At 58.7% G+C, this 18,177-nt stretch carries 17 protein-coding genes; 9 read left to right on the top strand and 8 right to left on the bottom strand.

The annotated features are described in order from the left end of the window. Window positions 1-323 precede the first annotated feature (323 nt). Together VC35_RS07475 and VC35_RS07470 are read right to left on the bottom strand one after the other, a co-directional pair. Complete coding sequence (locus VC35_RS07475) at window positions 324-1,325, bottom strand: phosphate ABC transporter substrate-binding protein PstS (protein ID WP_007992839.1); 1,002 nt, start codon at window positions 1,323-1,325, stop codon at window positions 324-326. Window positions 1,326-1,494: 169 nt separating this feature from the next. Beyond that, a complete protein-coding gene (locus VC35_RS07470; RefSeq protein WP_046038899.1) occupies window positions 1,495-2,793 on the bottom strand; it encodes an MFS transporter in 1,299 nt (432 codons plus the stop codon). 362 nt (window positions 2,794-3,155) lie between these two features. Here VC35_RS07470 and VC35_RS07465 point away from each other — a divergent pair, with 362 nt between their 5' ends. Next, window positions 3,156-3,560 (top strand): acyl-CoA thioesterase, encoded by a 405-nt coding sequence (locus tag VC35_RS07465; RefSeq protein ID WP_007942704.1) that lies wholly within the window; start codon window positions 3,156-3,158, stop codon window positions 3,558-3,560. Window positions 3,561-3,629: 69 nt separating this feature from the next. Further along, on the top strand, window positions 3,630-4,529 hold the full coding sequence (locus VC35_RS07460) for a D-hexose-6-phosphate mutarotase (RefSeq protein WP_046038897.1): 900 nt from the start codon (window positions 3,630-3,632) through the stop codon (window positions 4,527-4,529). Window positions 4,530-4,667: 138 nt separating this feature from the next. On the opposite strand, the gene VC35_RS07455 is transcribed toward VC35_RS07460, so the two are convergent. From VC35_RS07455 to purE, 4 genes are all read right to left on the bottom strand, one after another. Then, window positions 4,668-5,204, bottom strand: a complete 537-nt coding sequence (locus VC35_RS07455; protein ID WP_046039535.1) for a DUF3299 domain-containing protein — start codon at window positions 5,202-5,204, stop codon at window positions 4,668-4,670. 87 nt (window positions 5,205-5,291) lie between these two features. Next, a complete protein-coding gene (locus tag VC35_RS07450; RefSeq protein ID WP_008030708.1) occupies window positions 5,292-5,537 on the bottom strand; it encodes a GlsB/YeaQ/YmgE family stress response membrane protein in 246 nt (81 codons plus the stop codon). 107 nt (window positions 5,538-5,644) lie between these two features. Further along, window positions 5,645-6,727 (bottom strand): 5-(carboxyamino)imidazole ribonucleotide synthase, encoded by a 1,083-nt coding sequence (locus VC35_RS07445; protein WP_046038894.1) that lies wholly within the window; start codon window positions 6,725-6,727, stop codon window positions 5,645-5,647. Window positions 6,728-6,738: 11 nt separating this feature from the next. Continuing rightward, the gene (gene purE / locus VC35_RS07440) at window positions 6,739-7,230 is read right to left on the bottom strand and encodes a 5-(carboxyamino)imidazole ribonucleotide mutase (RefSeq protein WP_046038893.1); all 492 of its coding nucleotides are present in this window, start codon (window positions 7,228-7,230) and stop codon (window positions 6,739-6,741) included. 451 nt (window positions 7,231-7,681) lie between these two features. On the opposite strand from purE, the gene VC35_RS07435 reads away from it, so the two are divergent. Next, window positions 7,682-8,380, top strand: coding sequence for a hypothetical protein (locus VC35_RS07435; RefSeq protein WP_185754756.1), 699 nt, complete (start codon window positions 7,682-7,684; stop codon window positions 8,378-8,380). A gap of 53 nt (window positions 8,381-8,433) precedes the next feature. On the opposite strand, the gene VC35_RS07430 is transcribed toward VC35_RS07435, so the two are convergent. Beyond that, a complete protein-coding gene (locus tag VC35_RS07430) occupies window positions 8,434-9,336 on the bottom strand; it encodes a LysR substrate-binding domain-containing protein (RefSeq protein ID WP_046038892.1) in 903 nt (300 codons plus the stop codon). A gap of 180 nt (window positions 9,337-9,516) precedes the next feature. On the opposite strand from VC35_RS07430, the gene VC35_RS07425 reads away from it, so the two are divergent. The 6 genes from VC35_RS07425 (at window position 9,517) to VC35_RS07400 (ending at window position 17,444) form a co-directional block, all read left to right on the top strand. Further along, on the top strand, window positions 9,517-10,941 hold the full coding sequence (locus VC35_RS07425; RefSeq protein WP_046038891.1) for an aspartate ammonia-lyase: 1,425 nt from the start codon (window positions 9,517-9,519) through the stop codon (window positions 10,939-10,941). A gap of 496 nt (window positions 10,942-11,437) precedes the next feature. After that, window positions 11,438-12,889 carry an alanine/glycine:cation symporter family protein gene (locus VC35_RS07420; protein WP_046038890.1) on the top strand — a complete coding sequence of 484 codons (1,452 nt, stop codon included), beginning with the start codon at window positions 11,438-11,440 and terminating at the stop codon, window positions 12,887-12,889. 107 nt (window positions 12,890-12,996) lie between these two features. Further along, a complete protein-coding gene (locus tag VC35_RS07415; RefSeq protein WP_046038889.1) occupies window positions 12,997-14,001 on the top strand; it encodes an asparaginase in 1,005 nt (334 codons plus the stop codon). 162 nt (window positions 14,002-14,163) lie between these two features. Continuing rightward, window positions 14,164-15,162: an AraC family transcriptional regulator gene (locus VC35_RS07410; protein WP_046038886.1), complete on the top strand. Its 999-nt coding sequence runs from the start codon at window positions 14,164-14,166 to the stop codon at window positions 15,160-15,162. A gap of 137 nt (window positions 15,163-15,299) precedes the next feature. After that, the gene (locus VC35_RS07405; protein ID WP_046038884.1) at window positions 15,300-16,328 is read left to right on the top strand and encodes a histone deacetylase family protein; all 1,029 of its coding nucleotides are present in this window, start codon (window positions 15,300-15,302) and stop codon (window positions 16,326-16,328) included. Window positions 16,329-16,343: 15 nt separating this feature from the next. Next, window positions 16,344-17,444 carry a polyamine ABC transporter substrate-binding protein gene (locus VC35_RS07400; protein WP_046038883.1) on the top strand — a complete coding sequence of 367 codons (1,101 nt, stop codon included), beginning with the start codon at window positions 16,344-16,346 and terminating at the stop codon, window positions 17,442-17,444. Between the two features lie 50 nt (window positions 17,445-17,494). Here VC35_RS07400 and VC35_RS29485 read toward each other — a convergent pair whose 3' ends face one another. After that, window positions 17,495-17,953, bottom strand: a complete 459-nt coding sequence (locus VC35_RS29485) for a hypothetical protein (protein WP_185754755.1) — start codon at window positions 17,951-17,953, stop codon at window positions 17,495-17,497. Window positions 17,954-18,177 lie beyond the last annotated feature (224 nt).

Genomic DNA, 18,177 nt, shown 5'->3' with positions numbered 1-18,177 from the left:
TGATCGCACCCAGTACAGCGAGGCCGCCAACGAGGACGTACCAGCGGGTCAGGCGATCTTTGAGCGCGCGAATGCGGCGCTTGCGTTGCAACTCAGGCGTATTGAAATCAATTCGCTTGGGGGGATTAGTAGTCATGTTGGAATTGGCCAGATCATTCATTCGCACACCCTAGCGATCCTGTATGACAGAAAGATGACAGTGCAGTGACGCAACAAATCCGCCGCTGGCGGTAACCAGCAGCGGATAGAGAATTTGAGGTGTATGGGGGCGGCTCCTGCCGCCCCCATGTGAGTCCAGAGGGGTTCACTCTAGACTCAGTTTGTTACTTTTTTGCGACTTCAGCGCCGCCTTCCGCCAGACCCAGGTCAGCCAGAGCTTTGGCAGCTACTTTGGCCGGCAGTGGGATGTAACCGTCTTTCACTACAACTTCCTGGCCCTGTTTCGACAGAACCAGTTTCACGAACTCGGCTTCCAGCGGGGCCAGAGGCTTGTTCGGGGCTTTGTTGACGTACACGTACAGGAAGCGGGACAGCGGGTACTTGCCGTTCAGGGCGTTTTCTTCGGTGTCTTCGATGAACTCGGTGCTGCCTTTCTTCGACAGAGCAACGGTTTTCACGCTAGCGGTCTTGTAACCGATGCCCGAGTAACCGATGCCGTTCAGCGAGGAGCTGATCGACTGCACGACCGAAGCCGAACCTGGCTGTTCGTTCACGTTAGGCTTGTAGTCGCCTTTGCACAGGGCTTCTTCCTTGAAGTAGCCGTAGGTGCCGGATACCGAGTTACGACCGAACAGTTGAACCGGCTTGTTGGCCAGGTCGCCGGTCACGCCCAGGTCACCCCAGGTTTTGACTTCGGTTTTAGCGCCGCACAGACGAGTGGACGAGAAGATCGCGTCGACCTGTTCCATGGTCAGGTGCTGGATCGGGTTGTCCTTGTGTACGAATACAGCCAGGGCGTCCACGGCAACCGGGATAGCGGTTGGCTTGTAGCCGTACTTCTGCTCGAAGGCAGCCAGTTCGGTGTCCTTCATCTTGCGGCTCATCGGGCCCAGGTTGGAGGTGCCTTCAGTCAGCGCAGGTGGCGCAGTGGCGGAGCCAGCGGCCTGAATCTGGATGTTTACGTTCGGGTATTCTTTTTTGTAGTTCTCAGCCCAGAGGGTCATGAGGTTGGCCAGGGTATCGGAACCAACGCTGGACAGGTTGCCCGACACACCAGTGGTCTTGGTGTAGCTCGGGATAGCAGGGTCAACAGCGGCAACCGCGTTGGCAGTCGCAACGCCAGCAGCGACAAAAGTCATTGCCGCCATCAAACGCTTCAGTTTCATGCCTTACTCCTAGCAGATAGGGTGTGTTAAGTCGGGGCCAAGTATCAGCAGGCCGTGTGAACACTCTATGGCTGAAATATGACAATTGGATGAAAGGCCAGCACTCCGCTCGGAAGGCTGGCCTTTCAGTTGTAACTGTAGATGTGAGGAGTGCTGTGATCGCTCGCTATCAGCGGCCCTTCTTCCAGAGATATGCACCTACCAGAATCCCGACCCCACACAGCACCGCCACATAATAAGCAGGCCCCATCGCACTCTCCTTGAGCAACAGGCTGACGATCATCGGCGTCAGGCCGCCGAAAATCGCGTAGGCGACGTTGTACGAGAACGACAGTCCGCTGAAACGCACCACTGGCGGGAACGCCTTGACCATCACATACGGCACCGCGCCGATGGTGCCGACCAGCAGACCGGTCAGGGCATACATCGGGAACAGCCAGTCGGGATGATCGGCCAGGCTGTGATAGAAGGTCCAGGAACTGGCCAGCAGCGCGGCACAGCCGATCACGAACACTCGTCCCGCACCGAAGCGATCGGCCAGTGCGCCGGCAATGATGCAACCAAAGCTCAGGAACACGATCGCCACGCTGTTCGCCTGCAGGGACGTGGTTGGCGAGAAGTGGTAGACCGTCTGCAACACAGTCGGGGTCATCAGGATCAATACCACGATGGCGGCCGACAACAGCCAGGTCAGCAGCATCGAAATGGCGATGGCGCCACGATGGTCACGCAGCACCGCCCGCAGCGGTACCTCTTCGGCCAAGGCCTTGCGCTGTTGCAGTTCTGCGAACACCGGGGTTTCGTGCAACCAGCGACGCAGGTACACCGAAAACAGACCGAACACGCCACCCAGCAGGAACGGAATCCGCCAGGCGTAATCCGCTACTTCCACCGGGGTATAGAGGCTGTTGATCGCCGTGGCGACCAGCGAACCGAGCAGGATGCCCGCCGTCAGGCCGCTGGTCAGGGTGCCGCAGGCGTAGCCGACATGTCGTTGCGGAACGTGTTCGGAAACGAAGACCCACGCCCCCGGCACTTCACCGCCAATGGCCGCACCCTGGATCACCCGCATCAACAGCAACAGGATCGGCGCCCACATGCCGATCTGCGCATAAGTCGGCAGCAAACCCATGATCAAGGTCGGCACGGCCATCATGAAAATGCTCAGGGTGAACATTTTCTTGCGGCCCAGCAGGTCGCCGAAGTGCGCCATCACGATGCCGCCCAGCGGCCGCGCCAGATAGCCGGCGGCGAAGATGCCGAAGGTCTGCATCAGGCGTAGCCACTCAGGCATGTCCGCCGGGAAGAACAGCTTGCCCACCACCGTGGCGAAGAACACGAAGATGATGAAATCGTAGAACTCCAGCGCGCCGCCCAGGGCAGACAGCGATAGAGTCTTGTAGTCGTTGCGGGTCAGCGGACGTGCGGGTTGGTCTGGCTGCGCGATGCTCGAGGGCGCTGTGGTCATGGCAAGGGCTTCTCTTATAGTCGGATCTGCAACCTCAACAACGCTGGCTGAGGTTTGGGCAGGTCCGGCACGATAGCAAATTGTTCGAAAAAGCACATAGAGGTGCGTTTTTGACGGTCAAAATGAGAACCGGACGGTCGTCGCGGAGTCTACCGACCGATATACTCAAAGCTGCTCCGGTTTTTGAGGGGTTGCTGTGCGAAAGCGCCTGTCAGGTTCATAGGCGATTTCGCAGAGTTTCCCTTTAGGCGCCTTATGGAAAACGTGACGAACGTAGTATGTTCGGTGCTGAATCGTTTTTCCCGAAGACGGCTACCACCAGCAATACCAACGAAGAGTCACGGGTCAGAGGCACCCCCGGCATGATAGAACTCGAACAAGAAGATCCGATCCCGCAAGGCGACCTGGCCCTGCAAATCACCGCGCTCCCACGCGAAACCAACGGCTTTGGCGATATTTTCGGCGGCTGGCTGGTGGCGCAGATGGATTTGGCAGGCACCGCGATGGCCAGCAAGGTCGCCGGTGGGCGCGTTGCCACCGTTGCAATCGACCGCATGGCCTTTCTGGTTCCGGTGGCGGTGGGCGCTCAGCTCTCCTTTTATACCCAGGCCCTGGAAATCGGCCGCAGCTCGATCAAGATGATGGTCGAGGTCTGGAGCGACGATCCACTGTCCAGCGAGTGGCGTAAAGTGACCGAAGCGGTGTTTGTGTTCGTTGCCATCGACGGCAGCGGGCGCACCCGTTCGGTTCCCCCGCGGGCTCGTTGAAAGAACTTCTAAACCTGGTAGCCGTTTTGCGGTCGATAGTCGTCCACGTTACTGATCGAGAGCTGTCCCATGAGCACGCCCAATGTTGAAGCCGTAAAACTGGATGAACTGAACTGCTGGCGCATACGCCACGGTCAGGCCGAATTGCTGGTGGCCCAACAAGGCGCGCACATCCTCAGCTATCAACTGGCCGGCCAGCCGCCGCTGATCTGGCTCAACGACGAGGCCGTGTTCAAGACCGGCAAGAGCATCCGTGCCGGCGTGCCGGTGTGCTGGCCGTGGTTCGGCAACTTTGCGCGCAACCCGCAAAGCGTTCAGGCGATGCGCACCAGCAATGAAGCGCCGTCGGCTCACGGCTTCGTGCGAGCGATGGATTGGGAGCTGGGTGGCATCGAAGCCGAAGGCGAAAGCCTGAAGGTCGAATTCCTCCTGCCCTACCCCGAAGGCGGCTTTCCCGGCTGGCCGCACCAGGTGGATTTGACGTTGAGCATTCGCCTCGACGAGCAATTGCACATCCATCTGATCAGCCACAACCGGGGCGCTCAAACCGTCAGCATCAGTCAGGCGCTGCACAGTTACTTTGCCGTCAGCGATGTGCGCGAAGTGCATGTCGAAGGTGTGGATGGCCTGAGCTACATCGAAACGCTGGACAACTGGAAAACCGTTACCCAGACCGGTGATTTGCGTTTTACCGGCGAGACAGATCGCATCTACCTGGACGTCCCGTCGCAGTTGAGCATCGTCGATCCAGCTTGGGAGCGACGCATCGAACTGACCAGCATTGGCTCGCGCACCGCGGTGATCTGGAACCCATGGATCGACCGCGCCACCGCGTTCAGCGACATGGCCGACGATGGCTGGCAGCGCATGCTGTGCATCGAGACGGCGAACGTGATGGGCGATGTGGTGAACCTGAAACCAGGGGCGAGCCATACCCTGGGTGTGAGCGTCGGTAGCAAGCAGCTCTAAGCAACACCACATAACAAATGTGGGAGCGGGCTTGCTCGCGATGGCGGTGTAACAGGCAACATAAATGTTGAATGTTATGACCTCATCGCGAGCAAGCTCGCTCCCACAGTTTTTTGTGCCATGCCATCTGACGGCGCGTTACAAATCCGACTCTTTCACTACCCTGACATTCTGCGCATCCAGCGCATACGCCGCATCGGCCAGGTCATTGCTGACCTTCTCGACTTTCAGCGTGCCGGTGACCCACAGCGGCGTGTAGATATCGTTCAGTTTCAGGCCCTTTGGATAGCGCACCAGCACCAGTTGGTTGGGCGGTGGCGGGGGCACGTGGATACACGCGCCCGGGTACGGGACCAGGAAGAACAACGTACTGCGGCCCTTGGCATCGGACTCCAGCGGCACGGGGTAACCGCCAATGCGGATGTTCTTGTCGTTCATCGACGCAACGGTCTTGGTCGAGTACATCACCGCCGGCAAGCCTTTGGCCTGCTTCATCCCACCCTTGTCGGTGAAAGTGCCATTGGATTCAGGGGAGTTGTGGTCGATTTCAGGCATGGCCTCGAGGGCCTTCTGGTCCGACTTTGGCATCAGTTCGAGCCAGTCGGTTTCCGGCAGTTCGCCGGCATGGGCAAGGCCCGAACCCAGTAAAACAAGAGTCAACAAAAGACGGCGCATGAAGGTGCTCGGCAAAGGGAAGAACAGGAAACGCCGAGCATTCTAGCCCTCCCGGCCGGTTTGGCGGAGAGGGCTTTGTCGCCTGGATCAGTTCTTTTTGATCAACCCGTAGATCACCAGCAACACAACGGCGCCCACCAGCGCACCGATGAAACCTGCACCTTGACCAGCCTGATAGATGCCCAGGGCTTGGCCGCCGTAAGTGGCCGCCAGCGAACCTCCGATACCGAGCAGGATCGTCATGATCCAGCCCATGCTGTCATCGCCAGGTTTCAGGAACCGAGCCAGCAGGCCGACAATCAAGCCGATAAAGATGGTTCCGATAATTCCCATGGCATTCTCCTCTCAATGAAGTAGCTATTGGAAAGCCTAGTCAGACTTTCGCAACCTGCCATGAGAGAACGGCGCACCCCGAAGGTTCCACCGTTGCACATAAAAAACTATTCGGCGATCAGTGCTTGCACCTTGAGAATCTGGGCCGCCAGCGTCTCGCGGTCTGCACAACGAAGGTTGGCATGACCGACCTTGCGGCCGACCTTGAACGCCTTGCCATAGTGATGCAGATGGCAATCGGCGATGGTCAGGACCTTCTCGGACTCTGGCACTTTGCCAATGAAGTTGAGCATCGCGCTCTCGCCAACCTTGGCAGTCGAACCCAACGGCAGGCCGGCAACGGCCCGCAGGTGGTTTTCGAACTGGCTGCACTCGGCGCCTTCGGTAGTCCAGTGCCCTGAGTTGTGTACCCGCGGGGCGATTTCGTTGGCCTTGAGGCCACCGTCGACTTCAAAGAACTCGAACGCCATCACGCCGACGTAATCCAGCTGCTTGAGCACACGGCTGGAGTAGTCTTCGGCCAGGGCTTGCAACGGGTGATCGGTGCTGGCCACGGACAACTTGAGAATGCCGCTTTCGTGGGTGTTGTGTACCAGCGGATAGAAGCGGGTTTCACCGTCGCGGGCACGCACGGCGATCAGCGAGACTTCACCGGTGAACGGCACGAAGCCTTCCAGCAGGCAGGCCACGCTGCCCAGTTCGGCAAAGGTGCCAACCACATCTTCTGGCGTGCGCAGGACTTTCTGACCCTTGCCGTCGTAACCCAGGGTACGGGTCTTCAGCACCGCTGGCAGACCGATGGAAGCCACGGCGGCGTCCAGATCAGCCTGGGACTGAATGTCGGCGAACGCCGGGGTAGGAATCCCCAGGTCCTTGAACATGCTCTTCTCGAACCAGCGATCGCGGGCGATGCGCAGCGCTTCGGCGCTCGGGTAGACCGGGACGAATTGCGACAGGAAAGCCACGGTCTCGGCCGGAACGCTTTCGAACTCGAAGGTCACCAGATCGACTTCATCGGCCAGCTGACGCAAGTGATCCTGATCGCCGTAATCGGCTCGCAGGTGTTCGCCCAACGCGGCTGCGCAAGCATCCGGAGCTGGGTCCAGGAAAGCGAAATTCATGCCCAGCGGAGTGCCCGCCAGTGCCAACATGCGACCCAACTGGCCGCCACCGATTACACCGATCTTCATCGTCAACAACCTCAGGCGATGCGTGGGTCTGGATTGTCCAGGACGCTGTCTGTCTGCTCAGCACGGAAGGTTTTCAGCACCGCGTGGAACTGCGGGTGCTTGGCGCCAAGGATACTCGCCGACAACAGCGCTGCGTTGATCGCGCCCGCCTTGCCGATGGCCAGGGTGGCAACCGGAATGCCCGCGGGCATCTGTACAATAGAAAGCAGCGAATCAACGCCCGAGAGCATTGCGGATTGTACTGGTACGCCCAGCACCGGCAGGTGGGTCTTGGCCGCACACATACCTGGCAAGTGGGCCGCACCACCGGCACCGGCGATGATCACCTCGATGCCACGCGCCTCGGCTTCTTCAGCGTACTGGAACAGCAGGTCCGGAGTACGGTGGGCAGAGACCACTTTCACCTCGTAGGGGATGCCGAGCTTTTCCAGCATATCGGCGGTGTGGCTAAGGGTGGACCAATCGGACTTGGAGCCCATGATCACGCCAACCAGTGCACTCATCGTCGTGCCTCTTCTCTCTTGGCGCCCGCAGGCGCGTCAAAAAACAACAAGCCACGCAGGATGCGTGGCTTGATTGTACGAATTATGGCCGGTCGTAACCGGCCGAAGGCCGCGCAGTATACCTCAATGAAGCAGATAAACAGCCCCTGTTGTGACCATCTGTCGATATTGGGTTCTGGACAAAAAGCCTTGTTTTACTGACTCAAAAGTCAATCCGCACAACTGCGTTAATTCACTCAGTGTTAGTCAAAAATGTAGCACTGACAACAAATACCAGGGCGCACTCAATTAACAACCAACCACACAAACCAACCAACTGCAAACCAGCCCCCCGCACAACACCTTCCGACACATATCAGCAGTGCACAACCAAGTTATTTTGAATTATTAATCCCCACAGCCAATTGAGGCCACACAATTCTACCTAACTATAGAATCAGTAAAATCACACATGAATATATCAACCAAATTAAAACCAATGCTTTTCGCAATTTTATTTATTACCAGCTCTACACAGGCGACCATCCCCATTGATGATACGCATTGGCCCTCAGAAAAAGATAAGCCAGCGTTGCAACCATTTGAGGCGCCCAACGTGAGCAAGCATACGATATTTATCAATACGTTCATCCACGATGATGTAAAAGAACCACAGTCACAGATTTTTGAGAAGTTTTTCCTTCCCTTGATCAAGGAAATCGAAGGCTTTACCGGGCGCCGGGTGTCCATTCAATTTATTCGAAATTTGCAACCCTATACCAATTTTGTTTATGAAAACGAAGACCATCAAGCCACTGCTAACAAATGGAAAGTGTTAGCTCTAAAATATAGAAACGAAAAAAACTTACCTTACAACAAAACAACAAAATTTCTTTTAGTTACAAAAAACCAACTTAACAACCAAGCAGCAGGCATCGCTGGCGCCGGTCAACAATTCGGTATTGCTTCACTGATCCGTGAATTATATGTCGGACATGAAATTGGGCATATGCTCGATGCCAGTCATGAAAACGGCGAATTGCTGTATAGGAGTGGTTGGTGGTGCGATAGTTACATGATGCCGGCCCCAACTTATTTGACCAGCGCCTGTCATGTTTATACCAATGCAAACCGTCAAAGGATCAGTGCCTTCCTGAGCGATGCTCCTTAATCGACCCGACAGTAATAAAACTGGAGCCCGCGAACTGGCTCCAGCGCACACCATTAGGCACCCGCCCCACCCTCCAACTTGCGCCACAACAACCGCACGTTCGCCTTGCGTACCAGCGCACAGCGGTACAGACGAATCTCCAGCGGCACGTGCCATTGCGGGCCGCCGCAGACCACCAACTCACCCCGCGCCAATTCGGCGCGCACACTCAATTGCGGCACCCAGGCGATGCCCAGGCCTTCAAGGGCCATGCTTTTCAGGCTGTCGGCCATGGCGGTTTCGTAAATCGTGGTGAAGCGCAGCGCCCGTTGACGCAGCAGCATGTTCACCGAACGGCCGAGAAACGCACCGGCGCTGTACGCCAGTAGCGGCACGCTGCCTTCGCCTTCCAGATCGAACAGCGGTTTGCCGTCGGCGTCGGCGGCACACACCGGCAGCATCTCGGTGTGGCCAAGGTGCAGCGAGGGGAAGATTTCCGGGTCCATCTGCATGGCCGCGTCCGGGTCGTAGAACGCCAACATCAGATCGCAGCCGCCTTCGCGCAAGGCGTGCACGGCGTCGCCGACGTTGGTCGCCACCAGCCGCGTGGCGATGTTCAGGCCCTCGTTGCGCAACTGCGCGATCCAGCGCGGAAAGAAACCCAGTGCCAGGGAGTGCGCGGCAGCGACCTGCATCACTTCGCCCTGTCCGCCTTCCAGGTGATGCAGATGGCGCAGCACTTCGCCGAGCTGTTCGACCACGGTGCGCGCGGTGACCAGAAACAATTGCCCTGCCGCCGTCAGCTCCACCGGCGTACGCGAACGGTTGACCAAGGTTAGTCCCAGCGCCGCCTCCAGGCTGCGGATTCGCCGACTGAACGCCGGCTGCGTCACGAAGCGCCGCTCGGCGGCCTGGGAGAAACTGCGGGTGGCGGCCAGGGCACTGAAGTCCTCCAGCCATTTGCTTTCCAGATTCATCACGCCCTCCCGGACACGCACCAATTTAGGTCACACGTTCGCCGTCAAGCCGGCGTCACACGGGCATTATGCCGAATATGCATAGCCTAGTGTTTAACAGCATTGGCCCAAAATTCTCCACAGGCCTAGCATTCGCAGCGTTCCGGCACAGACCGGGTCCATATTGAGATGATTTCTATCATGTCCTCCGCTGCATCATTCCGCACAGAAAATGACCTGCTTGGCGCCCTCGAAGTACCGGCTCAAGCGTATTACGGTATCCAGACCCTGCGAGCGGTGAATAACTTCCGCCTTTCGGGCGTTCCGATTTCGCACTACCCGAAACTGGTTGTCGGTCTGGCCATGGTTAAACAGGCCGCCGCAGACGCCAACCGTGAGTTGGGTCACCTGAGCGAAGCCAAGCACGCCGCCATCAGCGAAGCCTGTGCACGTTTGATCCGCGGCGACTTCCACGAAGAGTTCGTGGTGGACATGATTCAAGGCGGCGCTGGCACTTCGACCAACATGAATGCCAACGAAGTCATCGCCAACATCGCTCTGGAGGCCATGGGCCACCAGAAAGGCGAATACCAGTACCTGCACCCGAACGACGACGTCAACATGGCGCAGTCGACCAACGACGCCTACCCAACGGCTATCCGCCTGGGTCTGTTGCTGGGTCACGACGCCCTGCTGGCCAGCCTCGACAGCCTGATTCAGGCATTCGCGGCCAAGGGTGAAGAATTCAACCACGTCCTGAAGATGGGGCGTACCCAGCTGCAAGACGCCGTTCCGATGACCCTGGGTCAGGAATTCCGTGCGTTCGCCACCACCCTGGGCGAAGACCTGGCACGCCTGAAAACCCTGGCTCCGGAAGTGCTGACCGAAGTGAACCTGGGCGGCACCGCGATCGGTACCGGCATCAACGCCGACCCGCGTTACCAGCACCTGGCCGTTCAGCGTCTGGCAGTGATCAGCGGTCAACCGCTGGTACCGGCCGCCGACCTGATCGAAGCCACCTCCGACATGGGCGCCTTCGTGCTGTTCTCCGGCATGCTCAAGCGTACCGCGGTCAAGCTGTCGAAGATCTGCAACGACCTGCGCCTGCTGTCCAGCGGCCCACGCACCGGCATCAACGAGATCAACCTGCCGGCACGTCAGCCAGGCAGTTCGATCATGCCAGGCAAGGTCAACCCGGTTATTCCGGAAGCGGTCAACCAGGTGGCGTTCCAGATCATCGGTAACGACCTGGCCCTGACCATCGCGGCCGAAGGCGGCCAGCTGCAACTGAACGTGATGGAGCCGCTGATCGCTTTCAAGATCTTCGACTCGATCCGCCTGCTGCAACGCGCCATGGACATGCTGCGCGAGCACTGCATCGTCGGCATCACCGCCAACGAAGCACGCTGCCGTGAACTGGTCGAGCACTCGATCGGCCTGGTCACCGCACTGAACCCGTACATCGGCTACAAAAACGCCACCCGCATCGCCGGCCTTGCCCTTGAAAGCGGCCGCGGCGTGCTGGAACTGGTGCGCGAAGAAGGTTTGCTCGACGAAGCCATGCTCGCCGACATCCTGCGCCCGGAAAACATGATTGCTCCGCGTCTGGTGCCTTTGAAGGCATAACCCGACGCGTTACCTGTAGCACCGCTCACCAGGTCGAGGGACTAGACACCTCTCACCTTTTGAGGGCTTGGAGATTAGTCTCCAGGCCCTTTTTTTTAACTGTTTAAAAGGACAAACGTCTTCTGTGGGCGCGAGCCTGCTCGCGATGAACGATTACGCGGTGTAGCTGTAAACCGTGGTGACCGCATCGCGCGCAGGCTCGCTCCCACAAGAGCCTGACAAAAAAATGTCAGGTGTTTCAAAGGCTTCGCTTCACCGAATGCACCACAACCGTGCAGACGAACGGCACTGTCATCGGTATAGTGCCGCCCCTCTTCGCATGAGCGGTCGTCGGTAGCGAGGCCACAACCCATGCGAAACCCGAACTAATAACAAACCCGCGATATGAAACCGGGACGAACGTCGAACCGCCCATTGTGCCGTGCGCCAAGGGGTGTAACTCGATGTGTCTGCCCGGCGAGCATTTGCCTACACAAAAAACAGCGAGGAATAATCCATGCTCGAAGTCATTAACGACTTCCTCTCAGGGAAAGTACTGATCGTGCTCATTGTCGGGCTCGGTAGCTACTTCACGATCCGCTCGCGTTTCGTTCAATTGCGTCACTTCTTCCACATGTTCGCGGTGTTCCGCGACAGCCTCAAAAGCAGCGCCGGGCAACTCAGTTCGTTCCAGGCCCTGATGCTCAGCCTCGCCGGCCGCGTCGGTGCGGGCAACATCGCCGGGGTCGGCATTGCCGTGACCCTCGGTGGCCCGGGTGCTGTGTTCTGGATGTGGGTGACCGCGCTGGTCGGCATGTCCAGCAGCTTCTTCGAATGCTCCCTCGGCCAGCTCTACAAGCGTTGCGATTCCGAAGGCCAGTTCCGTGGCGGCCCGTCCTATTACATCCAGCATGGTTTGCAAAAACGCTGGTTGGGCATGCTGATGGCGTTCCTGTTGCTGGTGACGTTCGGCTTCGCCTTCAACGGCCTGCAAGCCCACGCCGTGACGCACTCGTTGAACAACGCGTTCGGCCTCGACACCACTTACACCGGCATCGGTCTGGCTGTGCTTTTGGGTCTGGTGTTCATCGGCGGGATCAAGCGCATCGCCAAGGTCGCCGACCTGTTGGTGCCGGTGAAAACCCTGGTGTACATCGGCGTGACCCTCTACGTGATCGTGCTGCAGTTCGACCATGTGCCGGGCATGCTGATGACCATCGTCAAGAGCGCCTTCGGTCTGGATCAGGCCTTCGGCGGCCTGATCGGCAGCGCCATCGTCATGGGCGTGAAGCGTGGTGTGTTCGCCAACGAAGCAGGCCTGGGCAGTGCGCCGAACGTGGCGGCTGTCGCGGCGGTCGAGCACCCGGTGGCACAAGGTGTGGTTCAGGCGTTCAGCGTGTTCCTCGATACCTTCGTGATCTGCACCTGCACCGCGCTGCTGATCCTGCTCTCCGGCTTCTACACCCCGGGCTTCGAAGGCGACGGCATTGCCCTGACCCAGAACTCGCTGGCCGCCGTAGTCGGTGACTGGGGCCGGATGTTCATCTCCGTGGCCCTGGCGTTGTTCGTGTTCACCTCGATCCTCTACAACTACTACCTGGGCGAGAGCAACCTGCGCTTTTTGATCGGTGAAAACCGCAAGGCACTGATGGGCTATCGCGCGCTGGTACTGGTGCTGATTTTTTGGGGCGCCATCGAAAACCTCGGCACCGTATTTGCCTTCGCCGACATCACCATGACCATGCTCGCGTTCGTCAACCTGATCGCGCTGTTCCTGCTGTTCAAGGTCGGCATGCGCATCCTGCGTGACTACGATGACCAGCGCGCCGCTGGCATCAAGACTCCGGTGTTCGACTCCGCCAAGTTCCCGGATCTGGACCTGGATCGCCAGGCGTGGCCGGCCAACCCGCCTGCCGCAGTCGGCAAGGCTGAAGTTGAGCCGCAAGGTGTACCCGCAGCGCAACGCTGACAGGTGAAATGACAGGCGCGCCCCCAGCGCCCGTCAGTTAAAGTTCGAAAAACTGTGGGAGCGAGCTTGCTCGCTCCCACAGGAACTCTTCCTTTCGGAGAATCCTCATGAATTCGTCGACCTACCCTGCCGCCCAGCACGTGATGGTGCTCTACACCGGCGGCACCATCGGCATGCAGGCCAGTGCCAACGGCCTGGCTCCGGCGTCGGGCTTCGAAGCGCGAATGCGCGACTATCTGCACAGCCAGCCTGAACTGGTGGTGCCGCAATGGCGCTTTCGCGAGATGTCGCCGCTTATCGACAGCGCCAACATGACGCCGACGTACTGGCAGCAGTTGCGTGAAGCAGTGGTCGATGCGGTGGATGTTCAGGGCTGCGACAGCGTGCTGATCCTGCATGGCACCGACACCCTGGCCTACAGCGCGGCCGCCATGAGTTTCCAGTTGCTCGGCCTGCATGCCCGCGTGTGCTTCACCGGCTCGATGCTGCCGGCCGGCGTCACTGACAGCGACGCCTGGGAAAACCTCGGCGGTGCGCTGGTTGCACTGGGCCAGGGCCTGGCGCCGGGCGTGCATCTGTACTTCCACGGCGAACTGCTGGACCCGACCCGTTGCGCCAAAGTGCGCAGTTTTGGTCGGCATCCGTTCAAGCGCCTGGAGCGTCATGGCGGCGGAGTGAAGGCGACTTCGGTTCCGTCGCAGCTGAATTACAACCAGCCCAAACAATTGGCGAACGTCGCGGTGCTGCCGCTGTTTCCCGGCATCAGCGCCGAGGTGCTGGATGGTTTGCTCGACAGCGGCATTCAGGGCCTGGTGCTGGAGTGCTACGGCAGCGGCACCGGCCCGAGCGACAACCCCGGGTTTCTCGCCAGCCTCGCACGTGCGCGGGACAACGGCGTGGTCGTGGCAGCCGTCACGCAATGCCACGAAGGCGGGGTTGAACTGGACGTCTATGAAGCCGGCAGTCGCTTGCGCGGTGTGGGCGTGTTGTCCGGTGGCGGCATGACCCGTGAAGCGGCGTTCGGCAAATTGCATGGGTTGTTGGGTGCGGGGCTTGAAACGGGCGAAGTCCGTCGGCTTGTCGAACTCGACCTGTGCGGCGAACTGAGCTGACACCACACCACACTTGTAGGAGCGAGCCTGCTCGCGATAACGGTGGATCAGTCACATCAATGTGAATGGTAGATCGCTATCGCGAGCAGGCTCGCTCCCACAGGGGGCATCACCCGGCATACAACTTGCTGCGCTCCAGCCATCCCAAGGCTGGAAGTCCTCATGCTCCACTCCCACCTCACCACGCTCAACGCGGTCTCCCTGGTGCTCGATGCCTTCAAGGCACAAGGCTTGTCCAGCGAAGCGCTGCTGGCCGGTAGCGGCATCAGTGCGGCGGATCTGAACCGTGCCGACACGCGCATCACCACCAATCAGGAAATGCAGGTCTGTGCCAACGCCGTTGCCCTCAAGCGTGACATCGGCCTGGAACTGGGTCGGCGGATGCACGTTTCCTGCTACGGCATGCTCGGTTACGCCCTGCTCACCAGTGCCACCTTCGGTGACGCTTTGCGTCTGGCAATGCGCTATCCGGCGCTGCTGGGAACACTTTTCGAACTGAGCCTGGAAGACGATGGCGAGCGCATCTGGTTCGCCGCCGCCGATTACCGCGAGAGCCCGGCCATGGCGGTGTTCAACGCCGAGTTCTGCCTGGTGTCGCTGAAAGTCACCTGCGACGATCTGCTCGGCCATTCCCTGCCCTTGCTCGGCGCACGCTTCGAACATGCCGCGCCCGACTACGAAGCGACCTACGCCGAACACTTCAACTGCCCAGTGCACTTCAGCGCGAGGAACAACGCCTTCGCCTTCGACAAGCGCTGGCTCGACCAGCCACTGCCACTGGCCGATGTCATCACCCATCAAGCCATGGCCGAACGCTGCCGCAAACAGAATATCGAGTTCACCGGACGCCAAGCCTGGCTGGGACGGATCCGCCAATTGCTCAGCGCGCAATTGAATGCCGCGCCCGGGCTAGAGGGGCTGGCCGAGCAAATGAACTGTTCGGCGCGGACCTTGCGCCGGCATCTCAAGGACATGGGTTGCAGCTATCAGGAACTGCTCGACGAACTGCGCTTCGAGCAGGCCAAGCAAATGCTTTGCGAAGATCAATTGCCGATCTATCAGATTGCCGAGGCGTTGGGCTTCAGCGAGACCGCGAGTTTTCGCCATGCGTTTGTGCGCTGGAGTGGTGTGGCGCCCAGCCAGTTTCGGCCACACGGATAATCCTGCGGGAGCAAGGGGCGAATTTCGGTCAAATGTTTTGGCCATATCGATCCCCTTTTGGCCTTTCCTGCCGTTCTCCGATTCGCCGTGCGCCGCAACACTGGGGGCAACCGAATCAGCCCTGCGGAGAACAAGAAATGCTGACGATCTACTCTGACGATCACCACCTGCACCATGGCCGCTGCGAACTCATCGACGGCCAGCTCAAGCCGTGCTTCGAGATGCCATCGCGCGCCGATCATGTGCTGCAACGCGTGCAGAACCAGAACCTTGGTCCAGTCGAAGCGCCAAAGAATTTCGGCCTGGAGCCCATCGCGCGCATTCACAGTCGCGACTACCTCGATTTCTTCAAGGGTGCCTGGACACGCTGGACCGAATTCAACACCGACGGTGACCTGCTGCCCTACACCTGGCCGTCCCGCACCTTACGCCAGGTCAAACCCACCAGCCTGCACGGCCAGCTCGGTTATTACAGCTTCGACGGCGGCGCCCCGATCACTGCCGGCACCTGGCAAGCGGCGTACAGCGCAGCACAAGTTGCCCTCACCGCCCAAGCGGAAATCCAGCGCGGCGCCCGTTCTGCTTTCGCCCTGTGCCGTCCACCGGGACACCACGCCGCCAGCGATTTGATGGGTGGTTATTGCTACCTCAACAACGCCGCCATCGCCGCCCAGGCGTTCCTCGATCAGGGCCACAAAAAAGTCGCGATCCTCGACGTCGACTACCACCACGGCAACGGCACCCAGTCGATTTTCTACGAGCGCGGCGACGTGCTGTTCACCTCGATCCACGGTCACCCGGAAGCCGAGTTCCCGTTCTTCCTCGGCTATGAAGATGAACGCGGCGAAGGCGCTGGCGAAGGGTTCAACTTCAACTATCCGCTGGCCGCCGGTTCAGGCTGGGACACCTGGAGCGCAGCGCTGGAACAAGCCTGCAAAGAGATCGAAAGCTACGGCGCCGACATCATCGTGGTGTCCCTGGGCGTCGATACCTTCAAGGACGATCCGATCTCGCAATTCAAACTCGACAGCCCGGATTACCTGGCCATGGGCAAGCGCATCGCGGCGCTCGGCAAACCCACGCTGTTCGTCATGGAAGGCGGCTATGCCGTGGAAGAAATCGGCATCAATGCCGTGAACGTTCTCGAAGGTTTTGAAAGCGCTTAATGAGGAAGTAGAAGAATGAAAAATCTTAAGCGTTTTATTTTTCCAGCCCTGTGCGCCACGCTAATCAGTGGCACTGCACACGCTGAAGAGCGAACCTTGCGCGTCTACAACTGGTTCGACTACATCACGCCCAAGGCCCTGGAAGACTTCAAGGCCCAGAACGCCCAGTCCAAACTGGTCTACGACATCTTCGACACCAACGAAGCGCTGGAGGCCAAGCTGCTGACCGGCAACTCCGGCTACGACGTGGTGGTGCCGTCCAACGTGTTCCTCGCCAAGCAAATCGAAGCCGGGGTATTCCAGCCCCTGGACCGCAGCAAGCTGCCGAACTGGAACCACCTCGATCCCAAGCTGATGAAGCTGATCGAGGCCAACGACCCGGGCAACAAGTTCGCCGTGCCGTACATGTACGGGACCATCCTCATCGGCTTCAACCCGGACAAGGTCAAGGCCGCCTTGGGCGCCGACGCCCCCGTAGACAGCTGGGACCTGATCTTCAAGGAAGAGAACATCAGCAAGCTCAAGCAGTGCGGCGTCGCCCTGCTCGACTCTCCCTCGGAGATCTTGCCGCTGGCCCTGCAACACCTCGGCCTGGACCCCAACAGCAAGAAGCCTGCGGACTACGACAAGGCTGAAGCACTGCTGATGAAGATTCGTCCGTATATCACCTACTTCCACTCGTCCAAGTACATGGCCGACATTGCCAACGGCGACATCTGTGTCGCAGTCGGTTATTCCGGCAGCTTCTCGCAAGCCGCCAACCGCGCCAAGGAAGCCAAGAACGGTGTAGTCGTCGACATGCGTTTGCCGAAGGAAGGCGCGCCGATCTGGTTCGACATGCTGGCGATTCCGAAGGGGGCGAAAAATCCCGAAGACGCCTACACCTTCATCAACTACCTGCTGCAGCCGCAGGTGATTGCGCCGGTCAGTGACTTCGTCGGCTACCCGAACCCGAACAAGGACGCCACGGAACTGGTCGACCCGGCGATTCGCAACAATCCCAACCTGTACCCGACCGATGCGGCGATGGGCACGCTCTACACCCTGCAACCGCTGCCGCGCGATGCCGAACGTGCGCGGACCCGGGCCTGGACCAAGATCAAGTCCGGGACTTGAGATCAGAAAAACCTCCTGCCGTTGCTGGCAGGAGGTTTTATTGTTCAAACTCAGGCCAGGCGATGCAAATTGGTCACTTTGAAAGTTGCTTCAATTTCTTTGTAAGGCGATTCGTCAATCAATGTTACATTGAAAGAGCCAGAGAATTCCTGCCGATTACCTTCACAACAAATATGAGCTCGACCAGACTCCGCAGGATATTCCAGAGTCGGCTCCCCGGCATTTTCTATCATATAGCCGATGGTGACTTTTCCATCGAGACTTACATCATGCTCTCCGTCACCAAGATCTTCATCCGCCGCCACGGATATATATCGCCGATTATTTCCCTCATTAATGACTCCCACCACAATCTTTACACCAAAACTGATAAAACCTTGAACGTCGTCGGCGTTAAAGGCAGCACCATCAATCGTTGCAGTAAAGTGGTCGCCCGTTACCTGCCGCAGGCCCTGGCACCTCGTTGCTTCCAGTGCTGCTTTCAGGCACTTTGCGTGTAAATGTTTCATAGAAATATTCCTTGATGAGCCCAAGCAAAAAAACGCCAGAATTCAGGTCATGACTTCATAGGGTCGAATGATAAATAAACTTAAAAAACGGCAACAAGGAGATACGACAGCAATTATCGATTTCGCTAGCGCAAGTACTTCCTCCGTTACGCAATAATTATTTATGCGCATTGATGCGCCCGGTCAATCCTGAAAGTGTTTCATATAACTTTGTTACAACTACA

This window comes from Pseudomonas fluorescens, from assembly GCF_000967965.1.
GTDB lineage: Bacteria > Pseudomonadota > Gammaproteobacteria > Pseudomonadales > Pseudomonadaceae > Aquipseudomonas > Aquipseudomonas grandcourensis.
Note: the sequence above shows the minus strand (reverse complement) of the source record. Positions and strands in the feature narration are given on the sequence as shown.

Excerpts from the sequence above, each read along its gene's own strand:
- VC35_RS07415 (WP_046038889.1), top strand. The coding sequence starts at position 12,997 with ATGAATTCGTCGACCTACCCTGCCGCCCAGCACGTGATGGTGCTCTAC.
- VC35_RS07410 (WP_046038886.1), top strand. The coding sequence starts at position 14,164 with ATGCTCCACTCCCACCTCACCACGCTCAACGCGGTCTCCCTGGTGCTC.
- VC35_RS07460 (WP_046038897.1), top strand. The coding sequence starts at position 3,630 with ATGAGCACGCCCAATGTTGAAGCCGTAAAACTGGATGAACTGAACTGC.
- purE (WP_046038893.1), bottom strand. The coding sequence starts at position 7,230 with ATGAGTGCACTGGTTGGCGTGATCATGGGCTCCAAGTCCGATTGGTCC.
- VC35_RS07425 (WP_046038891.1), top strand. The coding sequence starts at position 9,517 with ATGTCCTCCGCTGCATCATTCCGCACAGAAAATGACCTGCTTGGCGCC.
- VC35_RS07420 (WP_046038890.1), top strand. The coding sequence starts at position 11,438 with ATGCTCGAAGTCATTAACGACTTCCTCTCAGGGAAAGTACTGATCGTG.
- VC35_RS07435 (WP_185754756.1), top strand. The coding sequence starts at position 7,682 with ATGAATATATCAACCAAATTAAAACCAATGCTTTTCGCAATTTTATTT.
- VC35_RS07470 (WP_046038899.1), bottom strand. The coding sequence starts at position 2,793 with ATGACCACAGCGCCCTCGAGCATCGCGCAGCCAGACCAACCCGCACGT.
- VC35_RS29485 (WP_185754755.1), bottom strand. The coding sequence starts at position 17,953 with ATGAAACATTTACACGCAAAGTGCCTGAAAGCAGCACTGGAAGCAACG.
- VC35_RS07475 (WP_007992839.1), bottom strand. The coding sequence starts at position 1,325 with ATGAAACTGAAGCGTTTGATGGCGGCAATGACTTTTGTCGCTGCTGGC.
- VC35_RS07445 (WP_046038894.1), bottom strand. The coding sequence starts at position 6,727 with ATGAAGATCGGTGTAATCGGTGGCGGCCAGTTGGGTCGCATGTTGGCA.
- VC35_RS07455 (WP_046039535.1), bottom strand. The coding sequence starts at position 5,204 with ATGCGCCGTCTTTTGTTGACTCTTGTTTTACTGGGTTCGGGCCTTGCC.
- VC35_RS07405 (WP_046038884.1), top strand. The coding sequence starts at position 15,300 with ATGCTGACGATCTACTCTGACGATCACCACCTGCACCATGGCCGCTGC.
- VC35_RS07450 (WP_008030708.1), bottom strand. The coding sequence starts at position 5,537 with ATGGGAATTATCGGAACCATCTTTATCGGCTTGATTGTCGGCCTGCTG.
- VC35_RS07400 (WP_046038883.1), top strand. The coding sequence starts at position 16,344 with ATGAAAAATCTTAAGCGTTTTATTTTTCCAGCCCTGTGCGCCACGCTA.
- VC35_RS07465 (WP_007942704.1), top strand. The coding sequence starts at position 3,156 with ATGATAGAACTCGAACAAGAAGATCCGATCCCGCAAGGCGACCTGGCC.
- VC35_RS07430 (WP_046038892.1), bottom strand. The coding sequence starts at position 9,336 with ATGAATCTGGAAAGCAAATGGCTGGAGGACTTCAGTGCCCTGGCCGCC.